The sequence below is a fragment of the Dehalobacter sp. CP genome, assembly GCF_047652685.1.
Classification (GTDB): Bacteria; Bacillota; Desulfitobacteriia; order Desulfitobacteriales; family Syntrophobotulaceae; genus Dehalobacter.
Window position 1 is genome coordinate 1,446,312 of sequence record NZ_CP157399.1, and the last position, 16,971, is coordinate 1,463,282.

Below are 16,971 nucleotides of genomic sequence, written 5' to 3' on the forward strand. Positions count from 1 at the left end.
AAATTTAAAATGCAAAATCAGTAGCGGTTATCAAAGATGCGGGTCGATTTCTTTTCGCTCCGGGGAAGTTCGCCAATCGCTACGGCTTTTGGGACGACGGAGATCCCAATTTTTGCTTTGCAATGCTGTTTGACGTCTTGTTCGAGCTGCTTTTTATCCGCATTGTTCTCGGTCTCAAAGAACAGCGTCATGATATCTTTACCGCTTAAATGGTCAATCATGACCTGGTATTCACTGCTGGCGCCTTCTACTTCGCGCAGAAGCTCGTCAATCTGACCCGGGAAAATATTCACACCCTTGACTTTGACCATATCATCGGTACGGCCGATAATGGTATCGATTCTGGGGTAAGCCAGACCGCAGGCACATTCTCCTGGCAGAAGACGGGTTAAATCATGGGTGCGGTAGCGAATCAGCGGCGCGCCTTCCTTCTTTAAGGTCGTGATCACCAGTTCCCCGATTTCGCCTTCCGGTACCTGCTGGCCGGTATGCGGGTCGATAATCTCAAAGTACAGATAATCATCCCAATAATGCATGCCGCATTCGTAATCGCAGCTCATCGCGATACCCGGTCCGTAAATCTCAGTCAAGCCATAGATATCGTATAATTGAACGCCCAGTTCACCGGCGATGCGCCGGCGCATTTTTTCACCCCAGCGTTCCGAACCGATGACTCCTTTGCGCAGGTGGATTTTGTCCTTGACTCCCCTTTTGGAGATCTCTTCAGCCAGGAGCAAGGCATAGGATGAAGTCGCGCACAAAACGGTACTCTTTAAATCCATCATCATTTGAATTTGTTTATCGGTATTGCCAGGGCCCATCGGAATAACCATGGCCCCTAAAAGCTCAGCTCCGTTCTGAAAGCCGATGCCTGCTGTCCACAAACCATAACCCGGCGTAATATGGACCCGGTCCAAGTTGGTCAGACCGGCTGTTTCATAGCAGCGTTTAAACATGATGGCCCAGTCTTCGACATCCTGCCTTGTATACGGAATAATGACCGGGGTGCCGGTGGTTCCAGAAGAGGAGTGAATCCGGACAATCTCACTGTCGGGAACAGCCTGCAGGCCAAGCGGATAAGCTTCTCTCAGATCATCTTTATTGGTAAACGGTAGTTTTTCAAAATCTTCCTGGCTTTGCATGCTCTGAAGTTCGTACCCTGCAAACTTCTTGCTGTAAAAGCCGTCGAGACTGCAGAGCTTGGTCAGCGTATTTTTAATTGCTGCAAACTGGGTTTCATTCATCCGTTTCATACACAAATATTCCCCTCTTCTATGTTTTGGGCACCAGCCCGAAGGGCCTGAATGTTCATAGACAGCAGTTTAGTCGGTAATACGCTTTCCAGAGCAGTTTCCATTTCCGTGAGTGTAAAGCCAAGTACACCGCTGCCTGCTGCTGCTCCGAGTAAGGCAGTGTTTAAGACTTTTGGTGAGCCGCAGACAGAACAGACTGCATCGCTGTCCACAATATAGAGCCGGCTGACACTGTTTTGCAGATAGTCCAGCATCGTCTTCCCCTCATAGCCTTCAGCCGAGAGTGAAGCTGTGACCGGTTTAATCGCTTTTTGACTGACAATGACGGTCCCTTGAGGCTTTAAAAAAGGAAGCGCCCGTACAGCTTCCGCGGGTTCAAAACCGATCACCAGATCAGCTGTCTTCAGTGCTACCAGCGGAGCGTGAATGTTTTCACCGATTCTTACATGGCTGACGACGCAGCCACCCCGCTGGGCCATGCCGATCGTCTCCGCTGTACGAACTTTTAAGCCTTTTTGTATCGCGGATTGGGCAATAACTTTGGAAGCCAGGACAATTCCCTGACCGCCTACCCCAGCTAAGATCATATTCATACCTGCTCACCTCCTATCGCAGCAAAGGAACAGACCTGTGCACAGAGGGAGCAACCGTAGCATAAAGCTGAATCAATTTCAGCCTTATCTAGTTTCCAGGTAATGGCCGGACAGCCTAATTCTTTGATACAGCGCTTACAGCCGCTGCATTTTTCGGGATCGACCGTGAACCGGGGCCCTGGTTTGTCTATTGAAATGCACGGATATTCAAAGATCACAGCTGAAACACCGCGCACCGCTGTTGCTTCTTGGACGGCAGCAACCGCTTGTTCTAAATCCAGCGGATTGCAAGTCATCACCTGTTTAACACCCAAGACCTGAAGGACAGCCGGAATACTAATTTTTTCAGCGATATTTCCCATCATGGTTTTCCCGGTGCCCGGGTGTGGCTGATGACCGGTCATCGCCGTTGTCGAATTGTCGAGAATGATCAATACGATATCGGTTTCATTGTATACAGCATTGATCACACCGGCAATGCCTGAATGAAAAAAGGTTGAATCACCGATAAACGCAAAGCTAACCGTATCCGGTTCAGCGCGGTGCAGACCCTGGGCAATCGTGATGCCCGCTCCCATGCAGAGGCAGGTGTCGACCATCTCCAGCGGACTTGCATTACCAAGCGTATAGCAGCCGATGTCACCGGAGAACACCGCTTTCTTACCTTTCATGGCTTTTTTCACCGCGTAAAAAGAAGCGCGGTGCGGACAGCCGGCACAGAGTACCGGAGGCCGGACCGGCAGAGCCGGCTGCTCAGGCTGGATAACTTCTACAGTCTGTTGATTATGTTTTGCATTCAATGTGGAGAGATTTAGACGGCAGTCTTCATCCTGATTGGGCTGCTTTAAGAATTTCGTAATTGCCTTGTGCGCGATTTCAACGCTGTTTTCCCCGGCCTGGGGCGTATGGCCGCTCAGTTTGCCGAAGACTTTGACAGGCAAATGGTATTGGCCGCACAGGAAAATCAATTCTTTTTCAATCACTGGGTCCAGTTCTTCGATCACCAGGACTTCGTCGAGGCCGCTTAAGAATTCAAGGGCCAGTTTTACCGGAAAAGGATGCGGTGTTGAAACTTTAAAGAGTTTATAGTCAATATCCAAACTATTTTTCTGTATATCGTTTTCGCGTTGACGGCACTCCTTCAGGGCCTGGATTGCTTCACACGTATAAGCATAACTGATGCCGCCTGTGGCAATACCTTTTTTACCGCAGCCGGTTAATGTATTGCAGGGATAGGAGGAAAAATCCGCTTCCAGTATTGGACGCCTGGCTTCAATTTGCAGATGCTTTTCATAAGAAAGACGAGGAAAAATCGTCCACTTTGGATTTTTGACAAAAGCACCGGCCGAAGAATCCGCCTGGGCGGGCTCGAGTACGATAGAGGCGCTGCCATGACAAACACGCGTGGTTGGACGAAATAAGACCGGGGTCTTGTATTTTTCCGAATAGGCAAACGCATCGCCAATCATCTGATAAGCTTCTTCCGGTGAAGATGGGTCAAAGACAGGCAGTTTGGCAAAAGAAGCGAAATGACGGGTATCCTGCTCTGTCTGGGAAGAAATAGGTCCGGGATCATCGGCAACAACGATGACCATACCCCCTTCTACCCCGATATAAGCGAGGCTCATTAATGGATCGGAAGCAACATTAAGACCAACCTGTTTCATGGTGACCATCGTTCTGAGACCGGCATAGGCTGCACCAGCCGCAACTTCCAGCGCGGATTTTTCATTGACGGACCATTCAACATAAATATTCCCGGGATTCTTCCGGGCGACTGTTTCCAATATTTCGGTGGAAGGCGTGCCTGGATAGCCGGTTACAACCGCAACGCCGGCCCGGATAGCTCCCATGGCAATTGCCTCATTCCCCATTAAAAGTACTTGTTCCATGAATCGTCCCCCTAAAGGTTATCAAGACCAATATAGACCAACAAACCAATAAGCCTGCCCTTTGGAGAAAGACAAGCTTTGAAATTGCAAAATAACATATTTAAGTATAATTCTTTTTTGGCATAATCGTCAACGACATTACTGTCTTTAAGGCAATTTTTTAAAATCTCTTAATGGGATTAACTTTAAATGAAGCAACTGCCGCGATGATTGATAGATTAATGACTGCTTAACGCAATATGACTTCCCTCGAGACCTCTTGTGATCGTGACTTTTTTGTCGATCCGGTCTTTTAATTCGCTGACGTGAGATATAATGCCGACAAGCCTGTTGCCGGAGGTTAAACCATACAGCGTGGCCATTGCCTGTTCCAGCGATTCGGCATCCAGCGAGCCAAAGCCTTCATCGATAAACATCGTATCGATCTCCACACCGCCGGCGAAACTCTGAATGACATCGGAGAGGCCTAAAGCGAGCGACAGTGAAGCCTTGAAAGACTCCCCGCCGGATAAAGATTTTACGGTCCGGATCTTTCCGGTGTAATGATCGAGCACATCGAGTTCCAGCCCGGACTGGGAACGGTTATCCGCCGGATTTTCTCTGCGCAGCAGCGCATAACGTCCATTGGACATGGCCGTCAGTCTTTTGTTTGCCTCAGCGATGATCTGGTTAAAGTAAGAAGCCTGTACGAATTGTTCAAAGGCAATTTTTTGTTTGCCGGTCAATTCCCCATTGGCAGTTTTGGAAAGACTGCTGATGATCAGGTAGTCGGTTTCCAGCTGCCGCCGTTCTTTTTGTGCCAGCGAGACAGCCCGGTAAATCCGCTCGTTATTTTGCAGCCGGGCTGCCATCTGCTGAAGTTTAAGATCCAAACGTTCTTTATCCAGCTGCATGCTTCTTTGCTGTTCGGCTATCCCGGCAGTGTCCTGCCGTTGCTTATTCTGCGTAGCGGTTGTGAGTCTTATGATATCAGCCTCAGTACGACGGTAGTATTCATCATAATCCGCAATGTGCTGTTTCAGTTCCTTGAGACTGTTTTCAGACAAAAGAGCCGTGTGGTAGGCGTCTTCAGCCGGGAAGCCTGCCTCGCGGAATTTGGCAGTATACGTTTCAAGAGCAGCCTGACAGGCTGAAGTCACGGTCTGCATTCTTTTTTCCTGATCAGCCAACAGCGCAATACTTTCATCAAGCATACGTTTGCTGCTCAGATAATCATTCTCAGTCTTTTGCAGAGCCTGCTTCATTTCAGTGAGCTGCGCAGTCAAATATCCCACAGCTTCGCGGGCACTTTCCGGGGAGGGATAGCCCAGACCAGCTTGAAGCGTTGCAAGTTCACTGTTCAGAGCACTGATTGCCACAGCGAGTGTCCCCTTCAGTTCTGTCTGTTTCTGCAAAGTTTCTTCCGTAAGTTTCAGGGTCTCCTCAGTTTCCTGCAATTGTTCCAGACATGCCCTGCGGTGTGCACGTTGTGCTTCCAGATCAAGACACAGTGCTGTTCTATCCTGTATATCCTTAGAGACATTTTCCTGTTCCTGTTTTACCAAAGAGGATAGCTCTTTCAGCCGGTCAGCTACCATCAGCGGACTGCCGGAAACGATAGAGCTGGAATCCAAAGTATACAAAGCAAAGAGACTTTGGGTATCCTGAAGAAGATGGTTCAGGGTCGTATCAAATTCCGTCTTTTTACTGCCGGTCATTTCACTGGCCTGCTGCAGGCGCTGCTGCTTTACTTCTTTCAGACTTTTCAGCTTTTCCATTTCTTTCTCACTTGGCGCATCCGAAGTAGGTTTGGCTTTCAGCGGGTGTTCCGTTGATCCGCAAACCGGACAGGGAGTGCCATCGGTCAGATTTTCCGCCAGAAGACCGGCCTGTTCCCGCCAGAAAGCACGCTCTCTGCGCTGATATTCTTCATTGACTGTCTGATAATCCTGCTCGGCCGCAAGGAAAGTATGCTGCAGTCCGGCGTATTCAACCTGCATCTTTTGTGCGGAATTGACCCCTTTAGAGAGAAGATTCAGCTCATTTTTCCGGTTATTAAGCAGTTCCAGCGCATTGCGGCATTCCAGCAGATGGGTTTCCACACTGCTCAATTCTTCCGCTTCTGTACTTAATTGTTCTTTCTTTGCTGTCAGGCTGTCCTTTTCTATTTTTAATTCATTTAAGATCTGTTCAAGGTTTTGCCGGGCTTTTATCTTTTCTTCATTATCCAGCTTGAGGTTATCGACCTTATCGTATTGCGGCAGCGTCTGCGTTATTTTAGCCAATTCAGCGGCCAATTGTTCCCGGAGAGGTTCTTTCAGCTGTTCGGCTGTCCGGACTGCCAGCAGTCTGGCTACTTCCGGTGTCAATTGGGCAATGGTAGTCTGCAGCTCTTGTATGCTGAAGATAAGTCCGTCGTAGTCTCGTTTCTCTCTCAGGTAAAGGTCTTCAAGCGGTTTGACTTCATGCAGTGCTTTCTCAGCTGCGGATACCGCTGCTTCAGTCTGCGTCATTTCTGCTGCATTCTTCTCAAGTTCGGTCAGTTTGTTCCTGGCTGCATCCAGCTCTGCAAATGTCTTGTTAATATAATCGGCTTCCGTCAGTTCGGATGCCTTGGCCAGCATGGATGCAGCCAGTATGTCCGAAATATTCCTGTCAGCGTTAACCTGTGCTCTGTCTAGATCGATTAGCATGCTGAGCAAGTTCAGGATACGTTCCGTTCCATGAATATGCCGCTCCAATTTCAGCCCGGACAATTCGAGGCATACAGATGAATATTCTATGTTTTCTATACTTTCAAATTCTTCGTCAGTCTGCATGCCGTCCAAGTGTTGCAAAATTTGACGAATGCTTTCCTCACAGCGGGCTTTAAGGTCTTTTTCCTTTGCTTTTAACGCATCTTGAATGGTTAAGTAGATATCGGTATTAAATACCTTACGGAAAATGCTGGCGCGTTCACTGCTCTCGGCCAGCAGCAGTTTCAGAAATTCACCCTGAGCAATCATCGCTATTTGCTTAAACTGTTTCGCGTCAATCCCGAGCAGAGAGCTGATTTTTTCGGTTACTTTGCTGCTGCCGGCAATGACTTCCCCATTCGGTAATACAAGCGCAGCATCCGCGTTTTCCATCGTAAAGCCAGAACCATTTTTCTTGGGACGCTGGTATCTGGGGCTGCGCGTTAAATGATAAATCTGGCCTTTATGGGAAAATTCCAGTTCAACATACGTTTTGGTATCGGGCGCGGCAAAGTCGCTGCGCAGGCTGTCCACAGTGCGCACCGAACCGCTGGCCCCATCAAAAAGTGCAAAAGCAATGGCATCAAATAGGGTGGTTTTGCCGGCTCCGGTATCCCCGGTAATCAGAAATAAACCCTCACTGCCAAGCTGGTGCAGCGGTACTTCAACCTTTCCGGCATAGGGTCCGAACGCACTCATCACGAGGTTCAAGGGTTTCATCTGCGGTCCCCTCCTGTCTGTTCGAGGATATCCTGCATGATTTTATGCTGTTCTTCAGACATTTCCTGGTTGTTCTGCTTCAGGTAAAATTCTTCAAATAGCTCCAGCCGACTTTTACGCGCCACATCACCGAAGGCGGCCGACCGTGAGTCAGCCTCCGGCCTGCTGCGGCTGTTGGCGAAATCAAGACGCATGATATTCGGGTACACCTGGCGCAGCTGTCCGATTGCATCATAGATCTCATTCTCGTCCGTCAGAATCGCCCGGATATAATCCTCCGAGGGCTGATCCTGAGAAGTTCCCGTCCGCAGAAGCTCTGCCAGAGGCCCTTTGATTTCACGCAGATCGCGCAGGGCGGTCAGCGGAATTTGATGGATTCCCAGCTTGCCTTTTTCCGCAAATTCCAGGATGGTCACCGATTTTTGCTGCCGCGCTTCGGAGAAAGAATATTTGAGCGGAGAACCGGCATAACGGACTGTTTCACGGCCAATGCACTGAGGACCATGCAAATGACCAAGCGCAACGTAATCAAAGGCTTCAAACACGGAGGCATCAATGTTATTCAGTCCGCCAACGGAGATGGTTTCCGAATCGCAGCGTTCCGGCTCATTGCTGCCGCTGGTAATGAACTGGTGCGCGACCAGGATGTTGCGCTCACGGGTATCTATGTCAGAAGACGCTATAACGGCCCTGACAGCATCCTCATACGATGCAATGTCCTGACCGGGATAAAAGGCCTGGACAACGGCAGGCTTAACATACGGCAGCAGATAGATATGAACAGGGCCATAAATATCACGTAACGAAATATACTTTAAGCTGCCGTCAAAGGTCCCGGCAATATGCAGTCCGTTATTTTGCAAAATCCGGCTGCCAAAATTTAAACGTTCCGGAGAATCGTGGTTGCCGCTGATCAGGAATATCTGGAGCTTGCGTGCCACCAGCTCCGTCAAAAACTCATCCAGCAGGCCCACCGCTTCCCCCGGCGGCACACTTTTATCGTAAATATCTCCGGCCAGAAGCAGCCCGTCAGGTTGAACTTCGTCGGTAATCCGCAGAATCTGTTCCAGCATAACCTTTTGGTCTTCGAGCATGCTGAACTCGTTGACCCGTTTGCCGATATGTAAATCTGCAGTATGCAGCAGCTTCATAGCATGATTCCTCCAATCAATTCTTTCAGTGCTATTTTTAATTCAACATGAGCTGACAGAATCCTCTGTTTGATTACGGTGAAGTTTTCTCAGATGTCAAATCTGTTGCAAAAAAAAAGAACGCCATATTGGCATCTTTTTTAAGTACAGTATATTAATACCCATTAGATTATCATGACCTATATTAAATTAACGTGACGTAATCTAACCGCGCCCAAGCGGAACACGGATGTGCAGCGCGGCTTTTTGCGCCAAGGAGAGCGCAATAGCCGAAGAGCGGTTAGATTACGTCACGTTTACATGCAAAAAACAAAGTAATAGCAAAGTAATTTTTTATTTTATATAGCTGTTATCCTTTAGAAGGACGTCATGTGAACCGCCTTCCACGATGCTTGTTGCGGATACGAGCGTTAGTTTGGCGTTTTTGTGCAGTTCTGGAATCGTCAGAACCCCACAGTTGCTCATGGTTGAACGGACTTTGTTCAGGCTCAGGGTTACGTTGTCTTTTAAACTGCCGGCGTATGGCACATAGGAGTCAACGCCTTCTTCAAAAGAAAGCTTGCCGTCGCCGCCGAGATCGTAGCGCTGCCAATTCCTGGCACGGTTAGAGCCTTCTCCCCAGTATTCCTTCATGTAGCTACCATTGATATTGACTTTGTTCGTCGGGCTCTCATCAAAACGTGAAAAATACCGGCCAAGCATGATAAAATCGGCACCCATCGCCAGAGCAAGCGTAATATGATAATCATGGACAATACCGCCATCCGAGCAGACAGGGATATATATTCCGGTTTCCTTGAAATATTGATCGCGCGCGTTAGCAACTTCAATCAACGCGGTAGCCTGTCCGCGACCTATCCCTTTTTGTTCGCGGGTAATGCAGATCGATCCGCCGCCAATGCCGACTTTGACAAAGTCAGCCCCTGCTTCGGCCAAGAATAAAAATCCCTCGCGGTCCACGACGTTCCCGGCACCCACCTTTACGGATTCACCGTATTTTTTGCGGATAAAATCGATCGTCCTTTTCTGCCATTCCGAAAAGCCTTCGGAAGAATCAATGCAAAGAACATCTGCTCCGGCATTAACCAGCGCAGGCACCCGTTCTTCATAGTCCCTGGTATTAATCCCTGCTCCGACAATATACCGTTTAGAAGCGTCCAGAAGCTCCCTTTCGTATTCTTTATGGGAATCATAGTCTTTGCGAAAGACTAGATATTTGAGGTTTTGGTCTTTATCAATCAAAGGTAAAGCATTCAGCTTATGGTCCCAAATAATATCGTTGGCTTCACTCAGGGTAATCTGATCACTTCCGCAGATCAGATCCTCAAACTTTGTCATGAATTCTTTGACTTTCGTATCTTTGGACATTCTGCTGACGCGGTAATCTCTGGTCGTAACAAGACCCAGCAGCTTACCCGTAGCTGTACCGTCCGAGGTCACAGCCACTGTAGAATGGTCCGTTTTGGCTTTCAGGGCCAAGATGTTCGCCAGTGTGCTGTCCGGGGTTATGTTGGAATCGCTGGTCACAAAACCTGCCTTATAGTTTTTGACCCGCGCAATCATCTGAGCTTGGGTATCAATCGGCTGAGAACAATAAATAAATGAAATACCGCCTTCTCTGGCCAGAGCGATTGCCATTTTATCGTCCGAAACAGACTGCATGATTGCCGATACCAGAGGAATATTCGTATTAATGGAAGATTCCTCACCTTTTTTGTATTTTACAACGGGAGTCTTCAGACTTACATTTGTCGGGGTACAGTCTGCCGAAGAATACCCGGGTACTAATAAATATTCTCCAAAGGTATGGGAAGGTTCATCAAAATAAGCAGCCATATCAATCTCTCCTTTGTCATTAATAATAATCATTCAAAACATTTTATTGCATAAAGCTTGTACTTCTTCATTTATATATCAGGCGCCAGCCAATTCTTCTTTAAAATCAATAACGAAGATACAACCATAAATATTCTTATTCGCTAAATATTATCACATTCCCTTCAAAAATCAAGATGTCAGTAGAAATTCAGACAATTTTTAATGTTAAGCATCGCCAAAAACAAAGGTTAGCAGGATTTCCCTGCCAACAAAGATAGTGTATAGTATTCATTGTATTGAATGTTTGGAAAGGAAGATGCCTGTGTACGATAATATTCTTGAGACCATTGGACATACTCCGCTGGTCCGGATTAACAGATTGAATCCGAAGCCGCACGTTGCGCTGTACGCGAAGCTGGAGGGTTTTAATCCGACTGGAAGCATCAAAGACCGCATTGCCTTAAAAATGATTGAGCAAGCCGAAGCGTGTGGCTCGCTTGTCCCTGGCAAGACCATTATTGAACCGACTTCCGGAAACACAGGGATTGGCCTCGCCATGATCGGCGCCGTCAAAGGATATAAGGTAGAAATCGTGATGAGCGAAGCCGTATCCGTGGAGCGCCGCAAAATGATTGAAGCTTTTGGTGCCAGGACAATCCTGACCGACCCATCCGAGGGAACTGACGGAGCGATCCGCAGAGCGCATGAGCTCTGCAGGATGTATCCAGAGAAATATTTCATGCCGAACCAATTCTCAAACGAATACAATAAGCTCGCCCATTATTATACGACTGCGCATGAAATATGGGAGGAGACCCACGGAAAAGTCACTCACTACGTTTCCGCACTCGGCACCTCAGGGACGCTTATGGGCGTTGGCATGGGTCTGAAGGACAAGAATCCTGCGGTTCAAATTATTGAAGCCCACCCTGAAAAAGGCCATTATATTCAGGGTCTAAAAAACATGGAAGAGGCTATCGTACCGGAAATCTATGATCCCAGCAAGATAGACCGCACAGTCATGATTGAATCTGAGGCCGCTTTTGCTATGGCCAGAGCCATCGTCCTCCAGGAAGGCATCTTTGTCGGCATGAGCAGCGGAGCCGCAATGATTGCAGCTTTAGAATGCATCAAAGATATCGAGGAAGGATTGATCGTGGTCCTGTTTGCCGACCGAGGGGAAAAATATCTGAGTACGAATCTATTTAATTTAGCTGAATAAGCAGCAGATATAGTTCCCTTTCCCCGCATGATATATTGTCAAGCGATCAGTTGGGAATCTTCGATACGACAAAATTTCCAAATTTAAAGAAATTGTACACGTGTACAATTTCTTCGGTTAATAAAATAATTGACTTACTGTTATGTACAGTTAATTTAAAAAAAATGATCATATTTTACGGTATTATCCCTTTGCCACGTAGTATTATGGGATAGTACCGAGTACCGAGTACCGACATTATATTGTCTGGTTCTTGAACTGTGTATCATACAGCTTTTTATAGATCCCGTCCCGTAACAATAAGTCCGCATGTTTTCCCACTTCCGCGATCCGTCCTTTTTCCACGACAAGGATCTGGTCGGCCGCCAGTACCGTGGAAAGCCTGTGAGCAATAATAAAGCTTGTCTTCCCTTGCAGCAGCGGAACCATTGCTTTTTGAATGTACAGCTCCGACACCGAATCCAGGGAAGAAGTTGCTTCATCAAAGATGATGACCCGGGGTGTTTTTAGGATAACGCGAGCAATTGAGATCCGTTGCTTCTCCCCACCTGACAGCTTGATGCCTCTGTTCCCAACCACTGTCTGGTATTTGTCCGGCAGTGTCATGATAAAATCGTGGATATAGGCTGCCCTGCAAGCTTCTATCATTTCAGCTACCGTGGCATCTTCCCGGGCGTATTTTAGGTTTTCTTCAATTGTGTCATTAAATAGATAAGGCTCCTGCATCACAATGCCGATTTGCCTGCGCAGCGACTGAAGTGTCAGGTCCCTGATATCTTCTCCGTCCATTTTGACACAGCCGTCCATGACATCGTACAGTCTTGGGATCAGATTCGTGATGGTTGTCTTCCCTGCCCCACTCGGGCCGACCAGCGCGACCATGGTTCCGGAGGCAACGGAGAAACTGATATCCCGGAGAACAGGTATTTTATGGTCATACGAAAAGGAAACGTGTTCAAAATCAACTTGACCGGCAGCCGAAACGATGGTTTTCGCTTTGTCACGGTCTACAATCTCGAGCGGCTGGTCAAAATAATCGAAAATCCGCTGAAACAAAGCAAACGAACGGACAACATTGATATGGATATTTGACAGCTGGGCTGCAGGGGTATAAAGCCTGGCCAGCAGTGCCACAAAAGCCACAATTTCCCCGACGGTGATTTCCCCCTGCATATAGAGGTAACCGCCAAAAAAATAGATGAGCATCGGCCCAATAAAGGTAAAAATACTGATAGTCATCGTGAACCATTGCCCGGCTAAAGACTCTTTCGTCCGCAGATGGGATTCTTCCCGATTGACTTTCTCGAATTTCGTATAATCCGCTTTTTCTTTCGTAAAAATTTTCATCAAGATCGAACCGCTGATGCTGAACGTCTCCTGTAAAATCTGGTTCAGTTCATCGACCTTGGCCTGGGTCTGGGATACAATCTTCCATCTGACTTTACCGACCTTGCGCGTCGGTATGACAAAAAGCGGAACGATCACGATGCCGACAATCGCCAGCTTCCAGTTCATCGAGATCAGCGCCGCTGCTGTGGTGACAAGCGTCAGGGTGCTACTGAGCGTATTGATGATCGTGCTGTTCAGCATTTCCTGGACGCCATTGATATCGCTGTTCATCCGCGTGATGATTTCACCCGGTTTGACCGAAGAGAAAAAACGCAGGGACATATGCTGGATATGCTCAAACATCTGGTTTTTCATCTTATAGATGATATTCCGGGCAATCAGGGTTTTGAGATAATTCTGTCCGACCATCAGCAAACCGCTTAAGACAGCTGCCCCGATGGCAACCAGCATCAGAATCGTCAGGTACTTCATATCGTGCTGAGGCAGAGCCTCATCTAAAATACTCCGGGTCGCTAAGGGCGGTACGAGTCCAAGCAGCGCTGAAATGACCAGGGACAGGATGATCACAACGGTTTGTTTCCAGTACGGAATAAAATACCGGAAGATCCTACCCAGCATTTTGCCCGTGATCTTCGGCAGTTCCACTGAATCATCGATGAAACGCACCCTGCCAAGCCCCATGAAACCACCCACCTTCCGATTCATTCTCTATGGGTAAGATTAGCACGACTTGGCAGGATTGAAAAGCCCTTAACGAATCTCCTAATACCAGTATTGAACAGACCCGTCCCAATTATCGAATATAATATAAAATTTGTCTCCGTAGTACATTCCACCGCTAAACACATTTGAACTATATCTTGTTTGAAGGTCATTCAGCATAGTCTCCAGCCATACAAGATAAGCGTTGAAATGATTATCCAGAATGTCCGATTCAGCAGCATCTGTCTCAGGGGTAACCGTAAATACAATAAATGCACTTTCATCGTGGGAAGTATCGGTATTGCCCTGATAAGCAGTCACGGCAACAGTATATTTGATTGTTTGGCCTGCAATCACATTTGTGCCGTAGGCATTCTGAATATAAGAAGCCATATTAGCAAAGACACTGTAAACGGCCGGGAGAATTTCCGGCAGTGTTTTATTAATATTCTCCGAGAGCATCGGTGTTAATAGGTTAATCGGAACTGCAAAGTTTAAGTTCTGGCCGCCATAATATACGGCGGCTGTGATACCAATGACTTTTCCCTGCTCATCCACCAGTGCCCCGCCGCTTGAGCCGGAACTGATTGGCGCAGAAATCTGAATATATGTCGTTTCGTTAATATCTCTGGATTTTGTGCTGATTAAACCGTTCGATATGGTATTCTCCAAGCCAAACGGGTTGCCGATCGCATAGATATTATCCCCGGTTTCAATCAGGCTGGAATCACCGAGGGATACTGCAGTCAGTCCTGTCGCACTTATTTTAAGTATTGCCAGATCGGTCACGGCATTATAGCTTAAGACTTTTTGGACATCATACGATGTCCCTGAGGCGGTCTTTACTTTAGCACTATACGAACCTTCAATCACATGGTAGTTCGTCGCGACTTTGCCGCTGGCATCTACGATAAAGCCGCTGCCGCTCCCCAAAGCATTCCCGCTGCTGTCATAGGTCTCGATATAGACGACGGAAGGGCTTACCTTGGTGAAGATCTCTTTGGCAGTCAGTGTTCCCGTTGTTTCAATCCCCAGATAACCATTGACCAGAGTGGTCGCGATAGCTGCTTCCCCACCCAAAATATTGAGTTGGGCAACGCTCGTACTGATTGCCGTAAAATACGTGTTAATACGGCTGTCCAGCGTCTTTCCGGTCAGAATAATCGGAGCCCCCAGCTTGGCTGCATAGGCTGATCCAGCAAGCGCATCGGCAAAATTATTCCCGGTTGCTAAAAAGGTATTGCTGAAAACGTAATCGGATTCGAAGGCTTCCAATACCGCCAGATTGGTTGCGTAGCGGTCGGAGCTTTGAATGCGTGTCGGGTTTGGAAGCGCGTTAACGATTGAATCACTGATCTCTGTCGTATTGCCTATCACATAGGTTTGTTGAATACTTTTATTTGCTAAATATTGTTTCAGACTATCGCTGATCGTACTTTTATCGACCAGGATAATGGGAATTTGTTTTTTACCGGCGTAGGATGAAACCGAAAGCGCATTCGGATAATCACCCCCGGGAGCAACGACGAGCTTTCCGGAAGTATTTCCGATACGCTGAGCAATCTCAACCGAAGTATTGTATCTGTCGCTTCCGAACAATCGGGTAACTGAGATTCCCATCGACTTCAGCTGTGTTTCAACTGTCGTAGAAACGACACTTGTTCCACCAACAATATAGACATTCTTTGTGCCGAGTGTAGTCAGCGTGGATTTCGTAACCTCCGTTAGACTATCTTTTTCCGTCAATAAGATCGGAGCATTATATTTTGTTGCCAGAGGGGTTGACGTCAAGGCATCAGGAAAATTGCTTCCGCAGGCGATGATCGCCCACTGTGAGCCGCCGGACCAACCTTCTTTGGCAATATTTGCGGCAGTGGTATATCGTGTATCCCCGGAAATACGGTGGGTCGAAATCGTCGATGCAAAAGCCTCAGGGACAAATGAACCCAGACATAAGATTAAAGTCAACAGTACAAAAAGGTACCGCTTTGCGTATCTTTTCACTTTTTATCTCCTTTCGCCTCACAGCTGATTATATCCTTACATAATCCTCTATATGAAAGTGATTTGGCCGTTATACTATATCATACCATTATTTACCTAAATAACTAATAATTATTAAAAGTATTTTTTAGAGCAGAAAAATGTACAAACAAATCTTGAAAGAAATTTTGAGATCTTTTGAGAGCATACCTGTTAGGCTAAAAGTTTATCGACTTAAACCGGAAGCCCAGTGGATGGGATGAATCAAGATATAAAATGGGCCGGCATTACTTTCAAGTTTTGGGTAAGGAAACGGCTCCCATATACCGCCTGAATCGCTCATATACGTGAAATGTTGCGTTATGGGTCCATAGGCAGTGCCGATAATATTATAGTCATACGGATTTTCTCCGGCCATAATTGCCTGATAATTCGTAACACCAAGCCTTATATTCTCTTTTGCACCATGGGAAGCAATGGTATATATTTCTCCATATTGTTGTCGGAAATGGACAATTTCTGTCTTTAACCGTCTTCGCAATTCTTGTTTGACATCTGATGTAATATCCTGCGCAGATTTGAGATGATATTGCAGAGAATAATCTGCCAAAGTCTCGTAATGCAGTCCAACTTCATGTCCCAGCGCCCTTACTTCTTTGAGGACCTCAGGATCAGCGGTGCACCAACGAAAATAATAGGTACTTTTGACTCCTCTGAGATGTTCAATTTTTGCCATAGCTAAGGCATCCTCAGCGGATACATCCACATCATGCCTTAAAACAATAGTCTTCTTGGTAATTGGCGCATGGTTATAGTAATCCATAACCCTTATAGGTTTGTAGCCAAACAAGATAATTTCATCTAGAAATCCTTCATAGTTTTTTTGATCCACCGGCAATATGATCTGTTTAACCGAAGCAATTTCTGGTTTAAGTGTTAAATAGCGTATTGAGCTCACATGTCCGGAATTTTTCGCCACAACCACGTATTTTCCTGCTGAAAGCCTTTTTTTAACCGGTGTTTTGCCAATATACACGTTATCGACATAGATTGGGATTCCCTGCACAGAATCGGTCTTGATTTCAAGATAATAGCTATCCAAGCCAGTTTGAATTGTAATTTCTTGGGCTTTTTCATCGAAGGTTACAATAGCTCCTATCTTTTCTAAATAATCACGGCAAGAAAAAATAGTGTCCTGATTGTATAAATGATTTGGAATATGGAATTTAATGACATTAGGTTGAAAAAATAATTTTCCAGCCGTTAGAACAACTGCCAGCAAAAATATGCCAATGACGGCTACCAGGAACTGTCGTGTAATGTTTAATTTCATATTTTTTAGTTTTCCCCTGTCGTTCTCGAAAATACGTACCTGTACATTTCTCAACAAAACATATCGGATTTAGACAGACATAAAATTATTTGTGAATTATCTTACAATATGATAATACGTATTATTTTTCATTATGTAAATATAAACTTTTTCGGCTTCTAAAATAAGTTAAATATATGATGTTGTAGAAAATTAACGAGCAGAACTTTATAATAAATACAACCAATTATTTGATTTGAG

Annotated in this window: 10 protein-coding genes; 1 reads left to right on the forward strand and 9 read right to left on the reverse strand. The window is 46.4% G+C overall.

Annotated features, from left to right (window positions below):
* Positions 1-17 precede the first annotated feature (17 nt).
* The 6 genes from AAH944_RS07355 to AAH944_RS07380 all read right to left on the reverse strand — a co-directional run bounded on the left by AAH944_RS07355 (position 18) and on the right by AAH944_RS07380 (position 10,159).
* Complete coding sequence (locus AAH944_RS07355; RefSeq protein ID WP_415537688.1) at positions 18-1,253, reverse strand: phenylacetate--CoA ligase family protein; 1,236 nt, start codon at positions 1,251-1,253, stop codon at positions 18-20.
* Positions 1,250-1,846, reverse strand: a complete 597-nt coding sequence (locus tag AAH944_RS07360; RefSeq protein WP_415537690.1) for an indolepyruvate oxidoreductase subunit beta — start codon at positions 1,844-1,846, stop codon at positions 1,250-1,252. The genes AAH944_RS07355 and AAH944_RS07360 overlap by 4 nt, the downstream gene beginning before the upstream one ends.
* On the reverse strand, positions 1,843-3,738 hold the full coding sequence (iorA, locus tag AAH944_RS07365; protein ID WP_415537692.1) for an indolepyruvate ferredoxin oxidoreductase subunit alpha: 1,896 nt from the start codon (positions 3,736-3,738) through the stop codon (positions 1,843-1,845). The genes AAH944_RS07360 and iorA overlap by 4 nt, the downstream gene beginning before the upstream one ends.
* 218 nt (positions 3,739-3,956) lie before the next feature.
* A complete protein-coding gene (locus AAH944_RS07370) occupies positions 3,957-7,172 on the reverse strand; it encodes an AAA family ATPase (RefSeq protein ID WP_415537694.1) in 3,216 nt (1,071 codons plus the stop codon).
* Positions 7,169-8,323: an exonuclease SbcCD subunit D gene (locus tag AAH944_RS07375; RefSeq protein ID WP_415537696.1), complete on the reverse strand. Its 1,155-nt coding sequence runs from the start codon at positions 8,321-8,323 to the stop codon at positions 7,169-7,171. The genes AAH944_RS07370 and AAH944_RS07375 overlap by 4 nt, the downstream gene beginning before the upstream one ends.
* A 333-nt stretch (positions 8,324-8,656) precedes the next feature.
* A complete protein-coding gene (locus AAH944_RS07380) occupies positions 8,657-10,159 on the reverse strand; it encodes an IMP dehydrogenase (protein WP_415537698.1) in 1,503 nt (500 codons plus the stop codon).
* 304 nt (positions 10,160-10,463) lie between these two features.
* Here AAH944_RS07380 and AAH944_RS07385 point away from each other — a divergent pair, with 304 nt between their 5' ends.
* On the forward strand, positions 10,464-11,363 hold the full coding sequence (locus tag AAH944_RS07385; RefSeq protein ID WP_415537700.1) for a PLP-dependent cysteine synthase family protein: 900 nt from the start codon (positions 10,464-10,466) through the stop codon (positions 11,361-11,363).
* A 237-nt stretch (positions 11,364-11,600) separates the two neighbouring features.
* Here the strand turns inward: AAH944_RS07385 and AAH944_RS07390 are convergent, their stop codons facing one another.
* The 3 genes from AAH944_RS07390 to AAH944_RS07400 all read right to left on the reverse strand — a co-directional run bounded on the left by AAH944_RS07390 (position 11,601) and on the right by AAH944_RS07400 (position 16,731).
* Positions 11,601-13,394, reverse strand: a complete 1,794-nt coding sequence (locus AAH944_RS07390; RefSeq protein WP_415537817.1) for an ABC transporter ATP-binding protein — start codon at positions 13,392-13,394, stop codon at positions 11,601-11,603.
* 81 nt (positions 13,395-13,475) lie between these two features.
* The gene (locus AAH944_RS07395; RefSeq protein ID WP_415537701.1) at positions 13,476-15,419 is read right to left on the reverse strand and encodes a cell wall-binding repeat-containing protein; all 1,944 of its coding nucleotides are present in this window, start codon (positions 15,417-15,419) and stop codon (positions 13,476-13,478) included.
* Positions 15,420-15,624: 205 nt separating this feature from the next.
* Positions 15,625-16,731 carry a PEGA domain-containing protein gene (locus tag AAH944_RS07400; protein WP_415537702.1) on the reverse strand — a complete coding sequence of 369 codons (1,107 nt, stop codon included), beginning with the start codon at positions 16,729-16,731 and terminating at the stop codon, positions 15,625-15,627.
* Between the last annotated feature and the right edge of the window lie 240 nt (positions 16,732-16,971).